Consider the following 16827-nt stretch of genomic DNA (forward strand, 5'->3'; position numbering starts at 1 on the left):
ATTGCTAATGGCTAATTGCTAATGGCTAATTGCTAATGGCTAATTGCTAATGGTTAATTGTAAAGTTCTTCTTCTGACAATTAACCATTGGCTATTAGCCGACTCGGTATTAATTGGACTAAGGAGTCGCCTTGCGTCGCGCTTCCCGTTGTTGCCGGATCTTCCTCACCGCTGCTTCGTGTTCGGCGAGGGTGCGACTGAAGACATGGGTGCCGTCGTAACGGGCGACAAAGAAGATTTCCTCGGTGTTTTCGGGATTGAGGGTGGCTTCTAAGCTGGGAACTCCCGGACTGGCGATGGGGGTGGGGGGTAAGCCCTTGTTCAGATAGGTGTTATAAGGAGAAGGGGTTTTGACTTGCTTAAAGGTCAGGGGTTGATCCGCTGTCTGTCTGATGTTCAATCCGTATTCAACCGTGGGGTCAGATTCGAGTCTCATTCCTCGCTGCAATCGTTTGACAAAAACACCCGCAATCTTACGGCGTTCGGTGGGAACTACTGCCTCTTTTTCTACAACTGAAGCCAGCGTTACCCATTGCAAGAGATTGTAAGAGGTTTGTTTGTTCGCTCTAGCGCGGTCGTAAATTGGCAGCGCGACTTCTTCAAATCGTTTCAGCATCAGTTTGATGACGGTTTCCGGAGCGATCGCACCCGATGCAATTTGGTAGGTATCCGGGTATAAAAAGCCTTCCAAGTGGGGCAAATCTGCGGGTAACCAAGGAAACTGATCGCGGGGAATTTGTTTAGCCGCCGCCAGAAATTCCGAGGCTGGAAAAAAGCCTTGGGATTCAAAGTAAGCAGCCATTTGCCGCAGCGACCATCCTTCCGGAATCGTAAAGCTTTGTTGCACTACGCCGCCGCTGCCAAGTTTAGCGGCAATTTCTGAGAGCGAAGTCAAGGGCGACAGTTCGTATGTTCCTGCCTGAAACGACGCCTTGTTTTGCAGCCTTAACCAACGCCCCCAAATATTCCATGCTACAGTGGAGCGAATCAACCCGGCTGCTTTGAGATCGCGCCCGATTTGCTGCGCCGTCGTGCCTTGGGGAATTCTGATTTGCACTGTGTTTTCGGCTCGCTCGGATGTTGTTGAGGATACCACAGGCGGCGCACTAGCCCAACTCCACCAAGCCCAGCCCTGCCAAGCACACAATCCCAGTACTGCTGGGAGCAGCACCAGGTAAAACAACCATTTTGAGGAGCCCCTGACAGCTTTCATCTCTTTATCTCCGAGATACCCCATCCGCCGGTAGCGGTGGGGAGTGATATCAGCGGTTGTTGAGTGTGGCAAGGGTGCCACCCAAACAACCAACCCAATACTTCTGCGAATTAACGACACCTTCGATGCCGCAATCTGCCCCAACCGCTTCCAGTTGGCATCGCTGACAGATATTTGTTTTTCGGTATCGCCACGCTCCGTAGCCAATTCCTTTGGGGGAATCGACCAAATCACGTAAACCTCCTAAGTTTGGAAGCCCTGTCGCTTCAGCGCAGGGAGGAAAAACCCCACGCGGCTTGAGCCGCCGTGAAACTTCCAGTTGAAAATCCATAGGCATAACCATCCTTTTTGTGAATTGGTTTGCAATACTTGTGGCTGATACCCGTCACCCGTCCTGTCTTAGTTGCGATGTCAAAACTGCCTGATGCGCGGCAGAGAACCCGACCGATATAGAAGCCAATCTTCTTGCCTGTCGTAACAGTTGCTTTGACAATATCGCCTGTCTGGAAGCCTTTATGGACTTGCACTCTAGAGCGATGCCGCGTTGGAGGGCCATATTTGTCAGTGCCGCACATTTGGCGAGTTCCATGCCCTTTGGCTGCTATGAGCAAGCGTTGCTCAGTTAATGCGGTTAGTTCTGGAGTTTCGCCCACACATGCCGCATCAAAACAGTGTGTCTTGGGCAGGTTTAGTCGAGTCCGGTTGAACTTGGTTCGTCCGCCACTCCCGGTGCTGACAGGCAATCCCGTCTTTTTTAGCGCTCTCAACAGTGCCCATCGAGTTGCATTTAACGCAGTAGCATCTTTCAACGGTGCTTTGACTTGTGTCAACACTCGCTTAAGTAGGTCAGGCTTACCCGACAGAAAATCTTTGATATCCTGATTTCCCTTTGCTTGATTGCAGGGATGGCAAGCTAATACCAGATTAGAGACTCTATCTGAGCCGCCGCGAGAACGCGGGTCAACATGCTCGATTTCCAATGGCACATCCTTCGCACCGCAGTAGACACACTGACGATTGAACACTTCAAGCAAGTACTCCCTGACTTCGTAGCCTTGCAGTTCGCCTTGCTGGTACTCAACGCCGCTGATTTCAGCGTTCTGCATCAGTTGTAAGTCGAACTTGACCAACTCCTGCACAACGCTGCCAATCGGTGCAAGTTTGTCCAGTCGATTTATCCAAGTCAGGATTGTTTCGACCCGATGCTGCAAACTGGGTGCAAGCCAACCTTCAGGACGGGTGCGATTGAGAAATCGCGCTTTGCGATAGCGCGTCTGGCGATTCCTTCTATCCTGACGTAGTTGTCGTCGAGACAGTAGAGCATCCTGAATCGCTTGTCCCCGGTGGGTTAGTTCTGCAATCCAAATCAGCAGAGTGTCTTTGAGCAAAGCAATTCCAGTCACTTTAGAGCCTGGGTCAAGTTTCAGGGTGAGCGGCTTTGGGGTTGCTTGTACCTCCTTGTGCAAAATAATGGTGAACGGGTAAATGCGGAACACTTTCGCTTTCCTGGCTTTGAGCAGTGACCGTGCCATGCCCGGAGAGCAAGGGGTCAGTGGTTTGCGACTGGCATCTAAAACAAAAACGAAATTAGAGTTACACATGGTTGCGTCTCTTCTACTTGCGTGTAAAGTTCGCTTCGCCAATGTTATTTAGGCTTGTTCGGCTTGCAGCACTGCCTTACCCCTCGTAAAGCTGTTTAACCACAAGCGACAGAGCTACAAACTAGCGACGCATTTGTAGGTGTCGTGACCTGAATAACGTAGCCAGAAGGCTGAGGCTGGTCAGCTACCTAAAGCGAGAGGCACGAAGCCCCGTCTCTTTAGAGCGGGGTGCTGACCCGATTTGTCAAAACTGCTGTGGCAGACTACTATGGCTCAGTTTTTTGGCTTTTGGGGAGATTTTCCACCCGCTCTCCCCAAAGCAGGCGCTTTTGTCCAAGCTATCAACCGCAAACTATCAATTTTATTCTTCGTATTCGTCCATCTCGTCTTCTAGCTGCGCCAGCTGTTCTTCGAGCATCGGTTGCACCCTTTGAAATTCTTCTGGGGAAAGTAACTCAAGTTGTCCGGCATTGTTGCGACGGGCAAACAAAAGTAGGGGGTCAAGGCGTCTAAACACTTCGTATTCGTGGTCTTCGTGGTAAAAATTGGCGAGGAACTGCAACTGCTCTGGCTCTAGAGGGGCTAGGGCTGCTTCGTCGTCAATTTCTAGGGTGAGAATGTCTTCTTCGGTTGGCGGCGGCACGTCCCCGGCTACCGTCAAGGCGAAAGCGCTGCGTTTGAGGGTCAAATCTTGCTCTGCCAGCACTGCTTGAGCAATGGGAAAAATTTCATCCAGTACTTCCTCCTCTTCCACCAAAAATGCTTCTTCCTCTTGATCTGCCTGCCAGGAAAAAATCTCCACCGTATCATCGACTGGACGCAAAAGAACGTACTCTTTTGCTTCTGCCTCAAGGGATTGCTCGACGTAACAGGTTAGTTCGCGTCCCGTTTCATCTTTGAGGATAACGGTTTCGTCCTGAGAGTACCCATTTTCTTTCGCTGTAGACATGTTGAAATCCTAGAAATCGGATTGTTGTGAGCGCGGTCGTCGCTCGTCCAACCATTGTTGCAGAATTATAGCTGCTGCCTTGCGATCAACTAAACCTTTATTTCGGGATGGCGATCGTTTTTCGGCTAAAAGCATTTCCTCTGCTTGATGGGAAGTCAGGCGCTCGTCAACGTACTCGACCGGCAAGTTTAGCGCTTCTCCGACTCTTTTGGCGAATTTCTGCACAGTTCTGGCTTGAGGGCCTATGGTTCCGTTCATCGAGTAGGGTAACCCAACGACTAAAACTTCTACTTGTCGCTCATCTACCAGGCGCTTGAGCTGGGCTATATCTTCTAAAAACGATTTACGCTCGATTGTGGTTAGTCCCGCCGCGATTAACCCGGTGCGATCGCATCCCGCTACCCCAATTCGCTTTTTCCCCACATCTAACCCCAATGCCGATATCGTCTTGGTTTGACGAGTTGGGGTTGTTTGGGTTACAGGTGGTTGACTTTCTTCCATATTTATGCTACTAGGCGTCAAGTAGGCGCTCGCGGGGAGGGGTAATTGGTAATTGCTAATTGCTAATTGCTAATTGCTAATTGCTAATTGCTAATTGGATTTACAGGCTTTTGCCCTCAGTACAATTACCCATTACCCTCGTGACCCAGGCGGTCGCCTGGGAACGCCATTACCTATTACCATTACCCTTGGTCAGCACTTCTGGAACCGCGACGGGTTATCCTGAAGGCCAAGCCTGATAAAGATTGTGCCCCCGACTCCGCATCTTGAGTGGAAGGCGCTGGAACTAAATCTTTTCTAGGTACTCCCCGCCAGCGCAAGGTGCGGGACTTCAGCCAGGACATGCGTCCGAGGACTGGTTTTTGGGCGGGTTGTAATCCTTGGAAAACTTCCGACAAAGGCATATCCAAAGATACCGACTTCGATTCCCGCAGCTTGTGCCAAACTGAACGGGACATCAGCAGGGTATGTTCTACTTCCTCTGCCCCTATTTGTCGCAAATATTCTTCCCGTTCTGGTTGATAATCCGCAGAAGTTAACAGCAACGATTGGGTGGGAAAATCTTGGGTAATGCGCGCCATTTGGGCGAGCAATTCTGGATACAGCCAGGTGTAGGCTGGGTGTACGGTTAATTCGGCGACGTGGGGTTTGCTGCCGTTGCGGGACAGGTGCATCTGAAAATAGCCGATGGCTGCTTTGCGCTGGGATTCAAACACGTAGCCGCTGACGACTTCGGTTTGAGAAAGCCACTGCCGGATGCCTTCAATTAAAGCGGCAACAAAACTGGTTTTAAAGTCAGTGTTGTGGCGGTCGAATACTTGGCGCACCAAGGGGGGCATCGATGCTGTATCTAATTGATACAGCAGTTGGGCATCGGCGTTGCTGACTGGTAGCAGGTTGGGTAGATCGGGTTCTCGCTCTTGCAACTCTGCTAACATTGATGGAGCGATCGCCCAATAGGTCATGTGCGCCAAAGGCTGAAATCCATTGCGCCGATACACCGCCAGCAATGTTTTATCGTGGATATTGACTTCTAGCAACCAAGTCCGCGCCTCTAAGATTGTCTCGAAGCAATAGCGCAATAGTTGCGAGCCTACTTCTATACTCGATACTTGGGGGTCAACCACGACTCGATCCACCCGCCAGGTGCTGCGCGTGCGATTAAACGGCGATACTTGAATCGTGCCTAAAATGTTTTGAGCTTTACTGACGACATAGGCTATGAACTTGTACCGGAATGGGTTAGGGAACAAACTCAAAAGCTTGAGTACCCAGTACCAGCGACGCACCCGTTCTAATTGCTGCTTGGTATCGGCACAACAACTGTGGTGTTCTGCTAAAGATGATTGCACCACCATATTTTCGATCGCTTCCAGATCCCGGTATTGTAGGGGACGGATGAGGGCGTTGGTATCCTGGGGGGAAGTGGGAGTCATGATTAAGGTAGGCAGCGAGTTCCGAGTTTGTGCTAGCAGTACGGCGCTGTTGCTGTTGTTAGCATCTAGAGCGAAGCCCAGTAGCTTGGGTTGTTGCCTTTATCTTAGCTGCTTTTGAGATATTCCCACCGAGTCCAATTTGGTCGAAAATGCCAGCTAAAACCTAAAAGAGTACCACTAGAACTCCCGCGGTCGGTTTCCTCACCGTACAATAAAAAATCTGGCACTAAACTACACCGACAAAATTTTTCCGCTCTTAGCCTGAGAGCTTGACTAAATAACGCAAGTTGCTAGTTACTTGCATTGTGGGTACGTTGTTGCGCTAAAGCGCTCTTATAGCAACTTGGATAAAATAGCAAAATAGTTGGCTAAAGTTACTCATAGTTACTTATGGCGATAGTGTTGACTTGGTTGTAATTTTCTGCTATGTTTCTTAAAATGCCGAAAACCAAGGCTTAAAATTGTTTGGGAAAGTAAACCACAGCCACTGCAAAACTAATCAGCCTGTAAAAAGATCGATAGTTTGAGCAGGATTCCCTAAATTGGTGCAAAATAATGGTTGAACAATGGCTCCGGGGCAGGTTTAACCAGACATTTCGTGGAACCACGAATTGATTGGTTAAAACCGCTCCTACAAAAAAAAACTTACTCATCTTAAAATAGGGTGGGCTACACCCGAATTTACGCCTGTGGACAAGAAGGATCCGACTCCCTTGGTAGAAGCAGGAAGCAAACCCTCTAGAAATTACTTCTAGTTGAATGGTGAAGCTTAGATAAGTTTAGCCAAGTTTTGTATAGCAGAACACGAAAATGCTCGAATCCTATCGTAAACACGTAGCCCAAAGGGCGGCACAAGGAATTCCTCCCTTACCTTTAAATGCCCAGCAAACTTCCGAACTCTGCGAATTGCTGAAAAATCCGCCTCCAGGGGAAGAGGAAACGCTGCTTTCCTTGCTAACGAACCGCGTCCCCCCCGGCGTCGATGAAGCGGCTTATGTTAAAGCCGGGTTTTTAACCGCAGTTGCCAAGGGCGAGATTGTTTGCCCCCTGATTGTACCCCAAGCCGCTGTTTATCTTTTGGGGACAATGTTGGGAGGCTACAACGTTCAATCGCTGATCGAACTGCTCAAGTCTCGCGATACTTTATTAGCAGCGAAGGCAGCAACTGCCTTAAGTAAGACTTTGCTGGTATTCGATGCTTTTCACGATGTGCTGGCGTTGTCGGATGTCAATCCTTATGCCAAACAGGTAGTTGATGCTTGGTGTAATGCCGCTTGGTTTATCGGGCGTCCGCAACTCGAAGACGCGATTACCGTGACGGTGTTTAAAGTTCCGGGTGAAACGAATACCGACGATTTATCACCCGCTCCCCATGCTACCACTCGCCCGGATATTCCCTTGCACGCTTTGGCAATGTTGGAATCTCGGATGCCTGGGGGGTTGGAAGTTATTGCTCAATTAAAGCAGAAAGGTCATCCCGTGGCGTATGTCGGCGATGTTGTCGGGACGGGTTCTTCGCGGAAATCGGCGATAAACTCGGTGTTGTGGCACATCGGGCAAGATATTCCTCACGTGCCGAACAAGCGCGCGGGAGGGTATATATTGGGGAGTGCGATCGCTCCCATTTTCTTCAACACTGCTGAAGACTCCGGCGCGTTACCCATCGAGTGCGATGTCACCAAGATGGAAACGGGAATGGTAATTACCATCCATCCTTATAAAGGGGAAATTACCAACGAAGCAGGAGAAGTGATTTCCACCTTTACCCTCAAACCCGATACTATTCTCGACGAAGTACGCGCAGGCGGACGCATTCCGTTACTAATTGGACGCACTTTAACCGATAAAACTCGTGCCGCAATAGGATTAGAACCATCTCCGGTTTTCGCCCGTCCTAAACAACCCGAAGATACGGGTAAAGGTTACACCCTCGCCCAAAAAATGGTCGGGAAAGCTTGCGGACTTGCTGGAGTGCGCCCCGGCACATCTTGCGAACCATTAATGACAACGGTTGGTTCTCAAGATACCACAGGGCCGATGACCAGAGATGAATTAAAAGAACTCGCTTGTTTGGGTTTCAGTGCCGATTTGGTGATGCAAAGTTTCTGCCATACCGCAGCTTATCCCAAACCTGTCGATATCAAAACCCATCACGAATTGCCCGATTTTATCGCCCAACGGGGCGGCGTTGCATTGCGTCCAGGAGATGGGATTATTCACTCTTGGTTGAACCGGATGTTAATGCCGGATACAGTAGGAACCGGCGGCGATTCCCACACTCGTTTCCCATTAGGAATTTCCTTCCCAGCAGGTTCGGGTTTAGTGGCATTTGCTGCTGCTTTGGGTGTCATGCCATTAGACATGCCCGAATCAGTTTTAGTCCGATTCAAAGGCGAATTGCAACCCGGTGTCACCCTGCGGGATATTGTCAATGCAATTCCTTACGTCGCGATTCAAAAAGGATTGCTCACCGTCGAGAAGAAGAACAAGAAAAATATCTTCTCCGGGCGCATCATGGAAATCGAAGGATTGCCGGATTTGAAAGTTGAGCAAGCATTTGAACTCACCGACGCGACCGCAGAACGTTCTTGTGCCGGATGCACAATTAAACTCAGCATCGAAACCGTTTCCGAATATATTCGTTCCAACGTTGCCCTGTTGAAAAACATGGTCGCGCGGGGATATCAAGACGCCCGCACCATCATGCGCCGCGTCGCCAAAATGGAAGAATGGTTAGCAAATCCAGTGCTAATGGAAGCCGATGCCGATGCCGAATACGCCGAAATCATCGAAATCGATCTGAACGAAATCAAAGAACCAATTGTTGCCGCTCCCAACGACCCGGATAATGTTAAATTATTGTCCGAAGTAGCAGGCGACAAAGTTGATGAAGTCTTCGTTGGTTCTTGCATGACCAATATCGGTCACTATCGCGCCACTGCGAAAGTATTAGAAAGCGAAGGCGCGGTGAAAACAAGGTTGTGGATTTGTCCCCCAACTCGGATGGACGAACATCAACTAAAAGAAGAGGGATATTACGGCATTTTTGGCGCAGCAGGTGCGCGGACAGAAATGCCCGGTTGCAGTCTATGTATGGGCAACCAAGCGCGCGTTAATGACGGCACAACCGTGTTTTCCACCTCTACCCGCAACTTCAACAATCGCATGGGCAAAGATGCGCGAGTGTATCTTGGTTCGGCGGAATTAGCAGCAGTTTGTGCGCTGCTTGGTCGGATTCCTAGCGTACAGGAATATCTCGACATTGCGGCGAAGAAGATTAATCCTTTCGCAGGCGATTTGTATCGGTATTTGAACTTCGATCAAATTGCCGGATTTGAGGATGAAGGGCGCGTGATTCCGTTGGAAGAAATGCCCAAGATTGAGGATATTTTGGGGATGCCTGTGAAAGCTGGGTGATAATTAAATTAGGGTGGGCATTGCCCACCTTACTAACTAACAGCTCATTTTTTAAACAGCTTAGAGATAGAAATTAACTCGCGTCCCAGAACCTCTACTGTAGATGAGTCTTTTCTTGTGAAAGCTTTTTCTCCTATAAATGACACATCGGTTTGAGCAGGAATGGTAATTCTAATTACTGAATATCCTTTATAAGATATCGTGTCAACCTTTGTTAATACCTGTGTTTTTAATTCCACAGCTAATTCAGAGTTTTGAATTGCGTTGGTTAATATCCTTACATACTGTTCTATACTTTTGTTTTGAAGCTTGGCTTCTCTATCAATTCCGACGATATATCTTCCGTTAATTTCAATAGGTTTAATTTTATCTAATTCTTCAATTCTTTCAGCATCTTTTTTTGAATCAGTCACTCCAATATGAATATATCCGTCTCCATCTGAACCTAAATTGGCAATTCCACAAATAGTTTCGATAATTCTGTATACCAAATCATTATTGAGCTTTCTGCTTGGCGATAAGTCAAGTAAACCTTGTTTACATTCGTACCTGGAAGTTTCTATACGAGAACGACGCAAAGAATTTTCCAAATTTAGTGCTAATTCAACACCATGTCCCAGGACAGGCGGTTCTCTTCGGGCAAAATGATCTTGAATAAGACCCTTAGTTTGTTTAATATTGTTTTTGCGGTCTTCTGTTGTTGTATAGTGACTACTTAAATCAAGCTTTCTCTGAAGACCTTTCAGGCCATTCATAATACCTGCTGGATCGGTTGGGGATAATTCTTGGCAAATAACTAGATCAAAGAAAGCCATAAAAATAGTATAGAATGCTGTTCTAATAGGATTGTTACTATTAGGGTTAACAACCCGCAGTAAAGACTTAGGTTCAGAGTTATATGCTTCAATAGTTTCTCTCATTACAGCAAACGTTTGAATTATGTCATTAGTCAGTTTCTTAAACCCATAAGTTGCTAACGAAGTTTCTATAGTTTGAGAATATTTACTTGTCGAATCGTATAGGCTATCCAAACGTTCGGTACTCACTGGCAAAGGTTCATTCAATAAAATAGAAGCGGCAATATCAGCTATCATTTGTTCATCTTCACTTTCGCGTAATTGTAATACTGTAAGTGCGCCTTGCTTACACCATAGCGTGTCTTCAGCTTGAAGTTTATAGCCTTGTTTAGATTTTTGTGAATCAATGCTTATTTCAGGCATTTCAGAAAGACGAAGTACCTTGTCTGAGACATCTCCACGTAATTCCATAGAAATTGTTCGTACTAATTCTGCAAATGCAGTAGTTACTCCAGCTTGCCTTCTTTCTTGACGACTCAAATGTTTACCACTTGAATTAATTCGACCAAAAACTTCTGTAATATCCTCTTCTTCCATTGCTGTATATATAGTCACAGCAAGTTGATAATCTAAAATATCAGCACATGATTTCCGAGCAAGACGTTCGGTTTCTTTTTTTATTACTTCAAATTCTCCATCATCGGCTATTTGCTTTGCATAGGAAAATTCATCAACATCAAAGTATTTTTCGCTAAATGCGAACGAATTTTCAATAAAACTAAAAATTGCATTCAACCTTTGCATTCCGTCTATAATTTCGTACTTACCGCTACCATATATTTGAGGACGTTCCGCCAGTAAAATTAGAGGTATAGGGTAACCTTTTAAAATACTGCCAATCAATCTTTCTTTTTCTGCGACTGTCCAAACAAGTTTTCTTTGGTACTTACGATTGACTAATAAGCTACCTGAGCGATAAAGTCGGTAAGCTTCAGTAACACTCATTCCACGAGGTGCAATACTCATAATTACTGTCAGTGAGATAAATTTACCAATGCTATTATAATCAAACAGGCACCCTCTCCCCACACCAAAAAACCTAACCCCCAACCTCTTTGCCTGCAAGGGAAGAGGTCAAGACGTGCGATCGCTCATGGGTATGTTGGGGTTTGCAGGATGCGATCGCGTAGCGTGCCGGAGGCATATCGCTTTTCCGCCTCTTGTTGCAAAATGTGATTAGAGCCAACTTTGAGAACGTCGAATATATCAGTGTGGATCAAATTAAAGCAGCCAAAAACACAACTTCTGTAAAGAACTAGGGTTAATGTCATGAAACTAGACCGCATTACCAGTAATCCCAATCGCATGAACGGACAACCTTGCATTCGTAACCTTCGTCTTACCGTGCGTCGGGTAATCGAATTACTTGCAACTTATCCGAATCGAGAAGAACTACGCCAAGAGTTCCCAGAATTGGAAGAAGAAGATATTCGGCAAGCTCTGATTTTTGCATCCTCCTATCTAGGCGATCCCACGATCGAGCTACCCAATCGCTATGAAACTGTTGCTTGATCGGGAGTTTGCCACTCTCTGCGGCAAGATTGTTACGCGATGTAGGAATTGACACAATTTATGTAGGTGAAATTGGGCTATCCGCTGCTGAAGACGCAGAAATTATTCAAAGAGCAAGAGAGGAAGGGCGGGTTGTTGTCACACTTGATGCGGACTTTCACACATTGTTAGCCCTTGATGAAGCGATCGCTCCATCAGCGATCCGGATTCGGATTGAAAGATTACGCGCCCAAGCATTGACTGAGTTGTTGCTGAGAGTTATTAGTGAATGTGAGGAGGAGTTACAACAAGGTGCAGCACTAACAGTTGAGCCAAGCAGAATTCGCATTCGTCGTCTGCCGTTTTTGCCTGATGTCTAACAAAAATATGGATAAGGGCAGACAATTTTTGAGGTCATCACAAAATGGATAAATTAAGCCATTATCGGTCACTGATTCAGAAAATTATCACAGAGTAAGATGAACTCTGTTCTCAAGTTACAACGCAAAATATTGAAACACTTTTAGCTTTTGACGAAAAAAGAGATCAATACTTATGGTTTCAAGTTGGGTGGACTCCAGAGGAGAGAATAAAAGGGATTTCAGTTCATATTCGGATTAAAAATGAAAAGATTTACATTGAGGAAGATTGGACAGAAGAAGGAATGGCAAATGAGTTACTAAGATTAAAAGTTCCTAAACAAGATATTGTCTTAGCTTTTCAACCTCCAGATGTGAGAAAGTTTACTGAGTTGGCAACGGCTTAAACAACTATGAAGTAGAATAATTGTAGGGTGGTAAAGTCCACCTCAATTGCGATCGCTCACAGCAAAACACTATTGTCTCAACCATTGAGGCTGCTACGATGACTTCTTCACTGCCTAAATCGTTTACAACCCTTCAACATTTGCCACCGTTGGAAAATGGCGATCGCTTGATTCGTCCAGAATTCGAGCGCCGTTACAACGCTATGCCAGAAGTAAGAAAAGCCGAACTAATTGAAGGAGTTGTTTACATGGCATCACCGTTGCGTTTTAGACCCCATGCCGCACCCCACGGACGCTTAATCACTTGGTTGGGAGTTTATCAAGCTGCAACACCACAGTTGGAAATGGGAATTGAGCCAACAGTACGATTGGATATCGACAACGAACCGCAACCGGATGGAGTATTATTAATTAGTCAAGAAAGTGGCGGAAACTCAACTTTGAGCGAAGATGGATATCTAGAAGGAGCGCCAGAATTGGTAGTAGAAATTGCGGCGAGTAGTGCAGCGATCGATCTTGGGGATAAAAAACGTGCCTATCGAAGGAATGGGGTTCGGGAATACATTGTTTGGCAGGTATTTGAGCAAAGAATTGATTGGTTTAGTTTGCAAGATGAGGATTATGTTTCGTTGTTACCCGATGAGCAAGGTGTTATTTGCTCGGTTGTGTTTCCCGGATTGTGGTTAGATGTTTCAGCGATGTTGCAAGGAAATATGCAGCAAGTGTTAGCAATTCTGCAAGCTGGAATTAATTCGGCAGAACATCAAACCTTTGTACAACATTTAATAGCTCAGCAGCAAGGCTAGAGAAACCCTCCATAATACAGCGGATTGCAACTGGGTGAGGCAGATGCCTTTTGGCTGAGTTTGTCAAGCGCGCACCCTTAAGGGTGCGCGCTTGACAAACTCAGGTGTACCTCATACGATTGCAATCCGCTATAATACCAAATCCGGGTTCCAAACCCCCCTTTATTTTATAGCCCGCGTAGGCGGGCTTTGTTTGTGTAGCCGCGACTTTAGTCGTTTGGCATAAAAGGGGTAGCTAACCCGGATTTGGTATAATAATCAATTTTGACGGCAAGTTCTGACATACTCTCGAAAAACAGGAGATAAATTAAACGAAATTTTCTCTCCTTCTATTGTTTTGATTAAATAGCGTTTACGCAAAGATTGTAACCCATTAATTAAATCCATTGACGATAAGGATAAAGCTTGTCTTAAATCTTCTCTCGACACGGGTTGATTATACTTACTCAATTCTAAAACAATCTGTTGTTCGCTCGGTGATAATCGTTCAAATAATTCATTAAACCGAGATTTCATATTTTCGGTCAATATTAAACTATCTTCTGTTAAAAATTCAGAGACTTTACCCAGGAAAATATTTTTAATCAAACTAGCAATATCTTTCAAATAAGCTGGATTACCTTCGTATAAATTAAGCAGCGTCAACCAGCTTTCCTCATTTTTCAATCCCAGGCTTCTCAGTATTTCCTTATTATCTAACTCTTCTAACTCCAAGCACTTAACAGGATATAATTCCTCATCTAAGCAGAGCATTTCTTGACATTGTTCTTGAGAGAACAAGATTAAAGTACTTTGATGTTCAATTTCAGTTACCATTGTGAAAAAAGTTTTGTAGTCTTTATATTCAGTTTTGTACTGTCCCGCTAATTGTCTGCTGGTAAATAGTTCTTGTACATCATCAAGGATGATTAAACATCTTTGCTGGCGTAAAAGGTTGAATAATTGAGTTAATTTATTGTCAGTTTGAATAGGTTCGTAATTAATAAGTGCGAAAATATCAGTAATAATGGTATCTAAAGAAGGGGATAATTTGATGCTTTTCCAGATGACTACATCGAATTGTTGTAGATTTAGATCAACAAACTGTTTAACTAGAGTAGTTTTACCAATTCCACTGAGTCCTAAAACTGAGATGAGACGGGGGTTTTGAGTGGTTAACCAGTGGGATAGGGTTTGGAGTTCGGTTGTGCGATCGCAAAAATGGTTGATTTTCGGTGCTAGGGTTAAATCGTGATACCCTGTGCTTTTGGTCTTTTTCTCTTCCTTATTGATAGATTGATTTTTATCTGGTTGACCATAAAGTGGACACCAGGTAATCTTACTGTTTATTAAACCAACAAACTGAGAATTAATAACTCTCTCAATTGTCCAACAAAAATTTAATTTATTGATATCTTCATTTAGCTGTTCAGATAAAATTTTAAATAACTTCCGGCTAACATCTCCAACATAGTTTTTATCATACCCACATTCATCTGCAATTTGATTGTAAGTTTTACCTTGCCAAAGTCCTTGAATGACAGTTTTTTGTAGATCGTCGAGGTGTTCACCTGTTTGTTTTTTGACTAACCGATCTACAAATTGTAAAACTTCCGTAATAGTCATAAAACGCAGGTATGGTATGGATTTTAGGAATTATAACTTAGTATAAAGCGATTAAATCATGTTTTTTCTGGTTTTTAATTAATATTTTGTTATAAAAATTCCATAAAATCCGTTTTTTTCAGTTAGTAGCATTTAGCACAAGGGATTTACTATAAGAAAAATGTCATTTTATCTGGTCAGATAAAGTCTTACTTTTTTGGCTAAAACACCGCAAGCGGTAGAGAGCAGGGGAAAAATGAAGTTTATTCGTAAAGTTGCCGCAATTGGCACAATATGCCTGGTTTTTGCGGGATCGGCTTGGCAAGTAGCGCAAGGACAACAGCGTACCACTTCTCTATTTTCAACTGGTTGCGTTCGGCGCGGAACTATGGACAGCAGCCAGCAGGATATTTCTATAGGTAGACAGGCATTTACCGAAATTTTTTATATTTATAGTGGATATAACTCATTAATTACCTGTAGAATCAGACCTGCTGGATCTCAACCAAGGTTTAAAACTCTTCGTCTAGCTTTTGGTATTGCTGATGACATAAGGGCTAACAAACCAGTAGATGTAAACGTTTATCTTGATGGAAATCTGGCTGGGTCTAGAACACTGTCCGTAGGCGAAAGATCTTTTGTGATATTGGATGTCAGCAGGGTAAGTAGTGTTGCTGTAGAAATTCCAAACAATAACGATTATGTAAACACAAAAGTTTCATTTGTCCAAGCCCTACTTGAACCTATTTCCTCATCTCCAGGTCGCAGACAGTAACTATGAGCATCAGCCGACGTAAATTTACTAAGTTAGCTATTATAGGTGGTGCTTCCTTAGCAACTACATCTGGTATATTTTTTCCAAAACCAGCAGAAGCATTTATCATCGGATTTCTGCTTCGGGCATTATCATCTCGTGCTGTTTTTGGTGGCTTATTGCGCTTTGCTGCTGGCAGAATTATTCGAGGTGCATTATCCGAAGCATTTGGCCCTTCTCAAGAAGAACTGTTGGCAATTCAACTGGCTGACCGGGATTTCGTTGAGCGTCAATTCAGAGAAAACAAAACCGAACTTGCACGCGATCAAACCACGGTTTTCTGGGGGCAACAAAGACAAGATAAGTGGGGGCAAAATGTGGGTTTTGGCTTTGTTCAGAAATATCAAGGTGAAACTAGCACCGCTAAAATTACTGGCCCCACAATGACAGGCATTCATATTGCTACTCAAGTGCTAGGTAAACAGGGACTTCCTCCTAATTTGGTTGCAGATTCACTTTTACCCGTACTTTCTCAATTTGATGATTGGTGTAGTTGGGAAGGTGATACTTTCCCTAATGGGACTGGAAACCAAAATGTTTGCTTTCAAAACTATCGTACAGTCCTGGGTGAAGTTACTTCTCGCTATGAGTTAATTCAACCAGGTCGGGGCGGACGTGGCAATGTTGAGTTAATTGTGGAAGCAGGTGGTCAGCCTCGCCGAGAAATCATCGTTGAAGTCAAATTTGCATAATATTTTAGCTATGAGGACACCTTTTAGACTAACTGCGTCTTTACTTATCCTTCTGGGATTGTGTTTTCAAACTGAAGCTAAAAATTTATCCATCTCTCAGGAATATGCAAGTAAAATCGGTATTTCAGCAGATGGTGTAAATGAAATTTTAGTTAGCAGAGAAACTATCATCCCACGACCTAGAAGAGGTGATTTGAATGAGGCTTTGAGAAGATTCAGAACGCAAACTTTTAGAGTAAGTCGTTCTGTAGCTTTTACTTTGAACAGAGACGGAATGCGGCATATTCTCCAAAGTCATCATCCTAAGTATTGGGATGGTTCGCAAGAACAGTACCAAACATTTTTTGATGAAGATATGGATGAGCGAGATATTGTACGAGCAATTAGAAAGGTAGTAGAAGAAAACAGGGAAATACTCAACAGTGTCAGTGCTAATCAGCAGTGTCAAGTTACTGGTAGTATAGGTATATTAAATCGAAAAAGTTATGTTTTAGGTGTGAAATCAGGTAGGCGTATAGGTCAGTTTTTCCCAAAACACCGAAACTACCAAATTACAAACCCATGTCGATAGATATAGCGGTTTGCGAGTTGGTAGAATACACTTTATGCGTGCGTAAGTTAAGTCCTTGTCTTGCGGGCTTCGTTTGTGTAGCGGCACCCAGTATGGTGGCGCTACACAAAAGAAGACAAAAGGGCTGTA

At 44.7% G+C, this 16827-nt stretch carries 16 protein-coding genes; 8 read left to right on the forward strand and 8 right to left on the reverse strand.

The features are described from left to right. Positions 1–118: 118 nt before the first annotated feature. From mltG to ACE1CM_RS39660, 5 genes are all read right to left on the reverse strand, one after another. Positions 119–1213 (reverse strand): endolytic transglycosylase MltG, encoded by a 1095-nt coding sequence (gene mltG / locus ACE1CM_RS39640; RefSeq protein ID WP_374884543.1) that lies wholly within the window; start codon positions 1211–1213, stop codon positions 119–121. 266 nt (positions 1214–1479) lie between these two features. Further along, positions 1480–2814 (reverse strand): RNA-guided endonuclease IscB, encoded by a 1335-nt coding sequence (gene iscB, locus ACE1CM_RS39645; protein WP_374884523.1) that lies wholly within the window; start codon positions 2812–2814, stop codon positions 1480–1482. Between the two features lie 361 nt (positions 2815–3175). Next, a complete protein-coding gene (locus ACE1CM_RS39650; protein ID WP_374884524.1) occupies positions 3176–3763 on the reverse strand; it encodes a DUF3727 domain-containing protein in 588 nt (195 codons plus the stop codon). A 9-nt stretch (positions 3764–3772) separates the two neighbouring features. Further along, positions 3773–4264 carry a Holliday junction resolvase RuvX gene (gene ruvX / locus ACE1CM_RS39655; protein WP_374884525.1) on the reverse strand — a complete coding sequence of 164 codons (492 nt, stop codon included), beginning with the start codon at positions 4262–4264 and terminating at the stop codon, positions 3773–3775. Between the two features lie 182 nt (positions 4265–4446). Then, positions 4447–5700, reverse strand: coding sequence for a GNAT family N-acetyltransferase (locus ACE1CM_RS39660; protein WP_374884526.1), 1254 nt, complete (start codon positions 5698–5700; stop codon positions 4447–4449). A gap of 810 nt (positions 5701–6510) precedes the next feature. Here ACE1CM_RS39660 and acnB point away from each other — a divergent pair. Further along, entirely contained in the window at positions 6511–9117 is a 2607-nt protein-coding gene (gene acnB / locus ACE1CM_RS39665; RefSeq protein ID WP_374884527.1) for a bifunctional aconitate hydratase 2/2-methylisocitrate dehydratase, read from the forward strand. 44 nt (positions 9118–9161) lie between these two features. Here acnB and ACE1CM_RS39670 read toward each other — a convergent pair whose 3' ends face one another. Then, the gene (locus ACE1CM_RS39670) at positions 9162–10940 is read right to left on the reverse strand and encodes a DUF262 domain-containing protein (protein WP_374884529.1); all 1779 of its coding nucleotides are present in this window, start codon (positions 10938–10940) and stop codon (positions 9162–9164) included. Between the two features lie 125 nt (positions 10941–11065). Next, positions 11066–11245 carry a hypothetical protein gene (locus tag ACE1CM_RS39675; protein ID WP_374884530.1) on the reverse strand — a complete coding sequence of 60 codons (180 nt, stop codon included), beginning with the start codon at positions 11243–11245 and terminating at the stop codon, positions 11066–11068. Here ACE1CM_RS39675 and ACE1CM_RS39680 point away from each other — a divergent pair. The 4 genes from ACE1CM_RS39680 to ACE1CM_RS39695 all read left to right on the forward strand — a co-directional run bounded on the left by ACE1CM_RS39680 (position 11244) and on the right by ACE1CM_RS39695 (position 13037). After that, positions 11244–11486, forward strand: coding sequence for a DUF433 domain-containing protein (locus ACE1CM_RS39680; RefSeq protein WP_374884531.1), 243 nt, complete (start codon positions 11244–11246; stop codon positions 11484–11486). The genes ACE1CM_RS39675 and ACE1CM_RS39680 overlap by 2 nt on opposite strands. A gap of 8 nt (positions 11487–11494) precedes the next feature. Beyond that, positions 11495–11845: a DUF5615 family PIN-like protein gene (locus tag ACE1CM_RS39685; protein ID WP_374884532.1), complete on the forward strand. Its 351-nt coding sequence runs from the start codon at positions 11495–11497 to the stop codon at positions 11843–11845. 131 nt (positions 11846–11976) lie between these two features. Then, positions 11977–12231 carry a XisI protein gene (locus ACE1CM_RS39690; RefSeq protein WP_374884544.1) on the forward strand — a complete coding sequence of 85 codons (255 nt, stop codon included), beginning with the start codon at positions 11977–11979 and terminating at the stop codon, positions 12229–12231. A 98-nt stretch (positions 12232–12329) separates the two neighbouring features. After that, positions 12330–13037, forward strand: coding sequence for a Uma2 family endonuclease (locus ACE1CM_RS39695; protein WP_374884534.1), 708 nt, complete (start codon positions 12330–12332; stop codon positions 13035–13037). A gap of 258 nt (positions 13038–13295) precedes the next feature. Here ACE1CM_RS39695 and ACE1CM_RS39700 read toward each other — a convergent pair whose 3' ends face one another. Further along, complete coding sequence (locus ACE1CM_RS39700) at positions 13296–14642, reverse strand: NB-ARC domain-containing protein (RefSeq protein ID WP_374884535.1); 1347 nt, start codon at positions 14640–14642, stop codon at positions 13296–13298. A gap of 196 nt (positions 14643–14838) precedes the next feature. Here ACE1CM_RS39700 and ACE1CM_RS39705 point away from each other — a divergent pair, with 196 nt between their 5' ends. Genes ACE1CM_RS39705 through ACE1CM_RS39715 form a run of 3 tightly spaced genes read left to right on the forward strand, consistent with a single transcriptional unit; the run spans position 14839 to position 16698 of the window. Then, positions 14839–15396: a hypothetical protein gene (locus ACE1CM_RS39705; RefSeq protein ID WP_374884536.1), complete on the forward strand. Its 558-nt coding sequence runs from the start codon at positions 14839–14841 to the stop codon at positions 15394–15396. A 2-nt stretch (positions 15397–15398) separates the two neighbouring features. Continuing rightward, positions 15399–16127, forward strand: coding sequence for a Tat pathway signal protein (locus ACE1CM_RS39710; protein WP_374884538.1), 729 nt, complete (start codon positions 15399–15401; stop codon positions 16125–16127). Then, positions 16120–16698, forward strand: coding sequence for a hypothetical protein (locus tag ACE1CM_RS39715; protein WP_374884540.1), 579 nt, complete (start codon positions 16120–16122; stop codon positions 16696–16698). Before ACE1CM_RS39710 ends, ACE1CM_RS39715 begins: the two co-directional genes overlap by 8 nt. The last annotated feature ends 129 nt before the right edge of the window (positions 16699–16827 follow it).

It is taken from the genome of Microseira sp. BLCC-F43, assembly GCF_041929235.1.
Classification (GTDB): Bacteria; Cyanobacteriota; Cyanobacteriia; order Cyanobacteriales; family Aerosakkonemataceae; genus Microseira.

Excerpts from the sequence above, each read along its gene's own strand:
- mltG (WP_374884543.1), bottom strand. The coding sequence starts at position 1,213 with ATGAAAGCTGTCAGGGGCTCCTCAAAATGGTTGTTTTACCTGGTGCTG.
- iscB (WP_374884523.1), bottom strand. The coding sequence starts at position 2,814 with ATGTGTAACTCTAATTTCGTTTTTGTTTTAGATGCCAGTCGCAAACCA.
- ACE1CM_RS39650 (WP_374884524.1), bottom strand. The coding sequence starts at position 3,763 with ATGTCTACAGCGAAAGAAAATGGGTACTCTCAGGACGAAACCGTTATC.
- ruvX (WP_374884525.1), bottom strand. The coding sequence starts at position 4,264 with ATGGAAGAAAGTCAACCACCTGTAACCCAAACAACCCCAACTCGTCAA.
- ACE1CM_RS39660 (WP_374884526.1), bottom strand. The coding sequence starts at position 5,700 with ATGACTCCCACTTCCCCCCAGGATACCAACGCCCTCATCCGTCCCCTA.
- acnB (WP_374884527.1), top strand. The coding sequence starts at position 6,511 with ATGCTCGAATCCTATCGTAAACACGTAGCCCAAAGGGCGGCACAAGGA.
- ACE1CM_RS39670 (WP_374884529.1), bottom strand. The coding sequence starts at position 10,940 with ATGAGTATTGCACCTCGTGGAATGAGTGTTACTGAAGCTTACCGACTT.
- ACE1CM_RS39680 (WP_374884531.1), top strand. The coding sequence starts at position 11,244 with ATGAAACTAGACCGCATTACCAGTAATCCCAATCGCATGAACGGACAA.
- ACE1CM_RS39675 (WP_374884530.1), bottom strand. The coding sequence starts at position 11,245 with ATGACATTAACCCTAGTTCTTTACAGAAGTTGTGTTTTTGGCTGCTTT.
- ACE1CM_RS39695 (WP_374884534.1), top strand. The coding sequence starts at position 12,330 with ATGACTTCTTCACTGCCTAAATCGTTTACAACCCTTCAACATTTGCCA.
- ACE1CM_RS39700 (WP_374884535.1), bottom strand. The coding sequence starts at position 14,642 with ATGACTATTACGGAAGTTTTACAATTTGTAGATCGGTTAGTCAAAAAA.
- ACE1CM_RS39710 (WP_374884538.1), top strand. The coding sequence starts at position 15,399 with ATGAGCATCAGCCGACGTAAATTTACTAAGTTAGCTATTATAGGTGGT.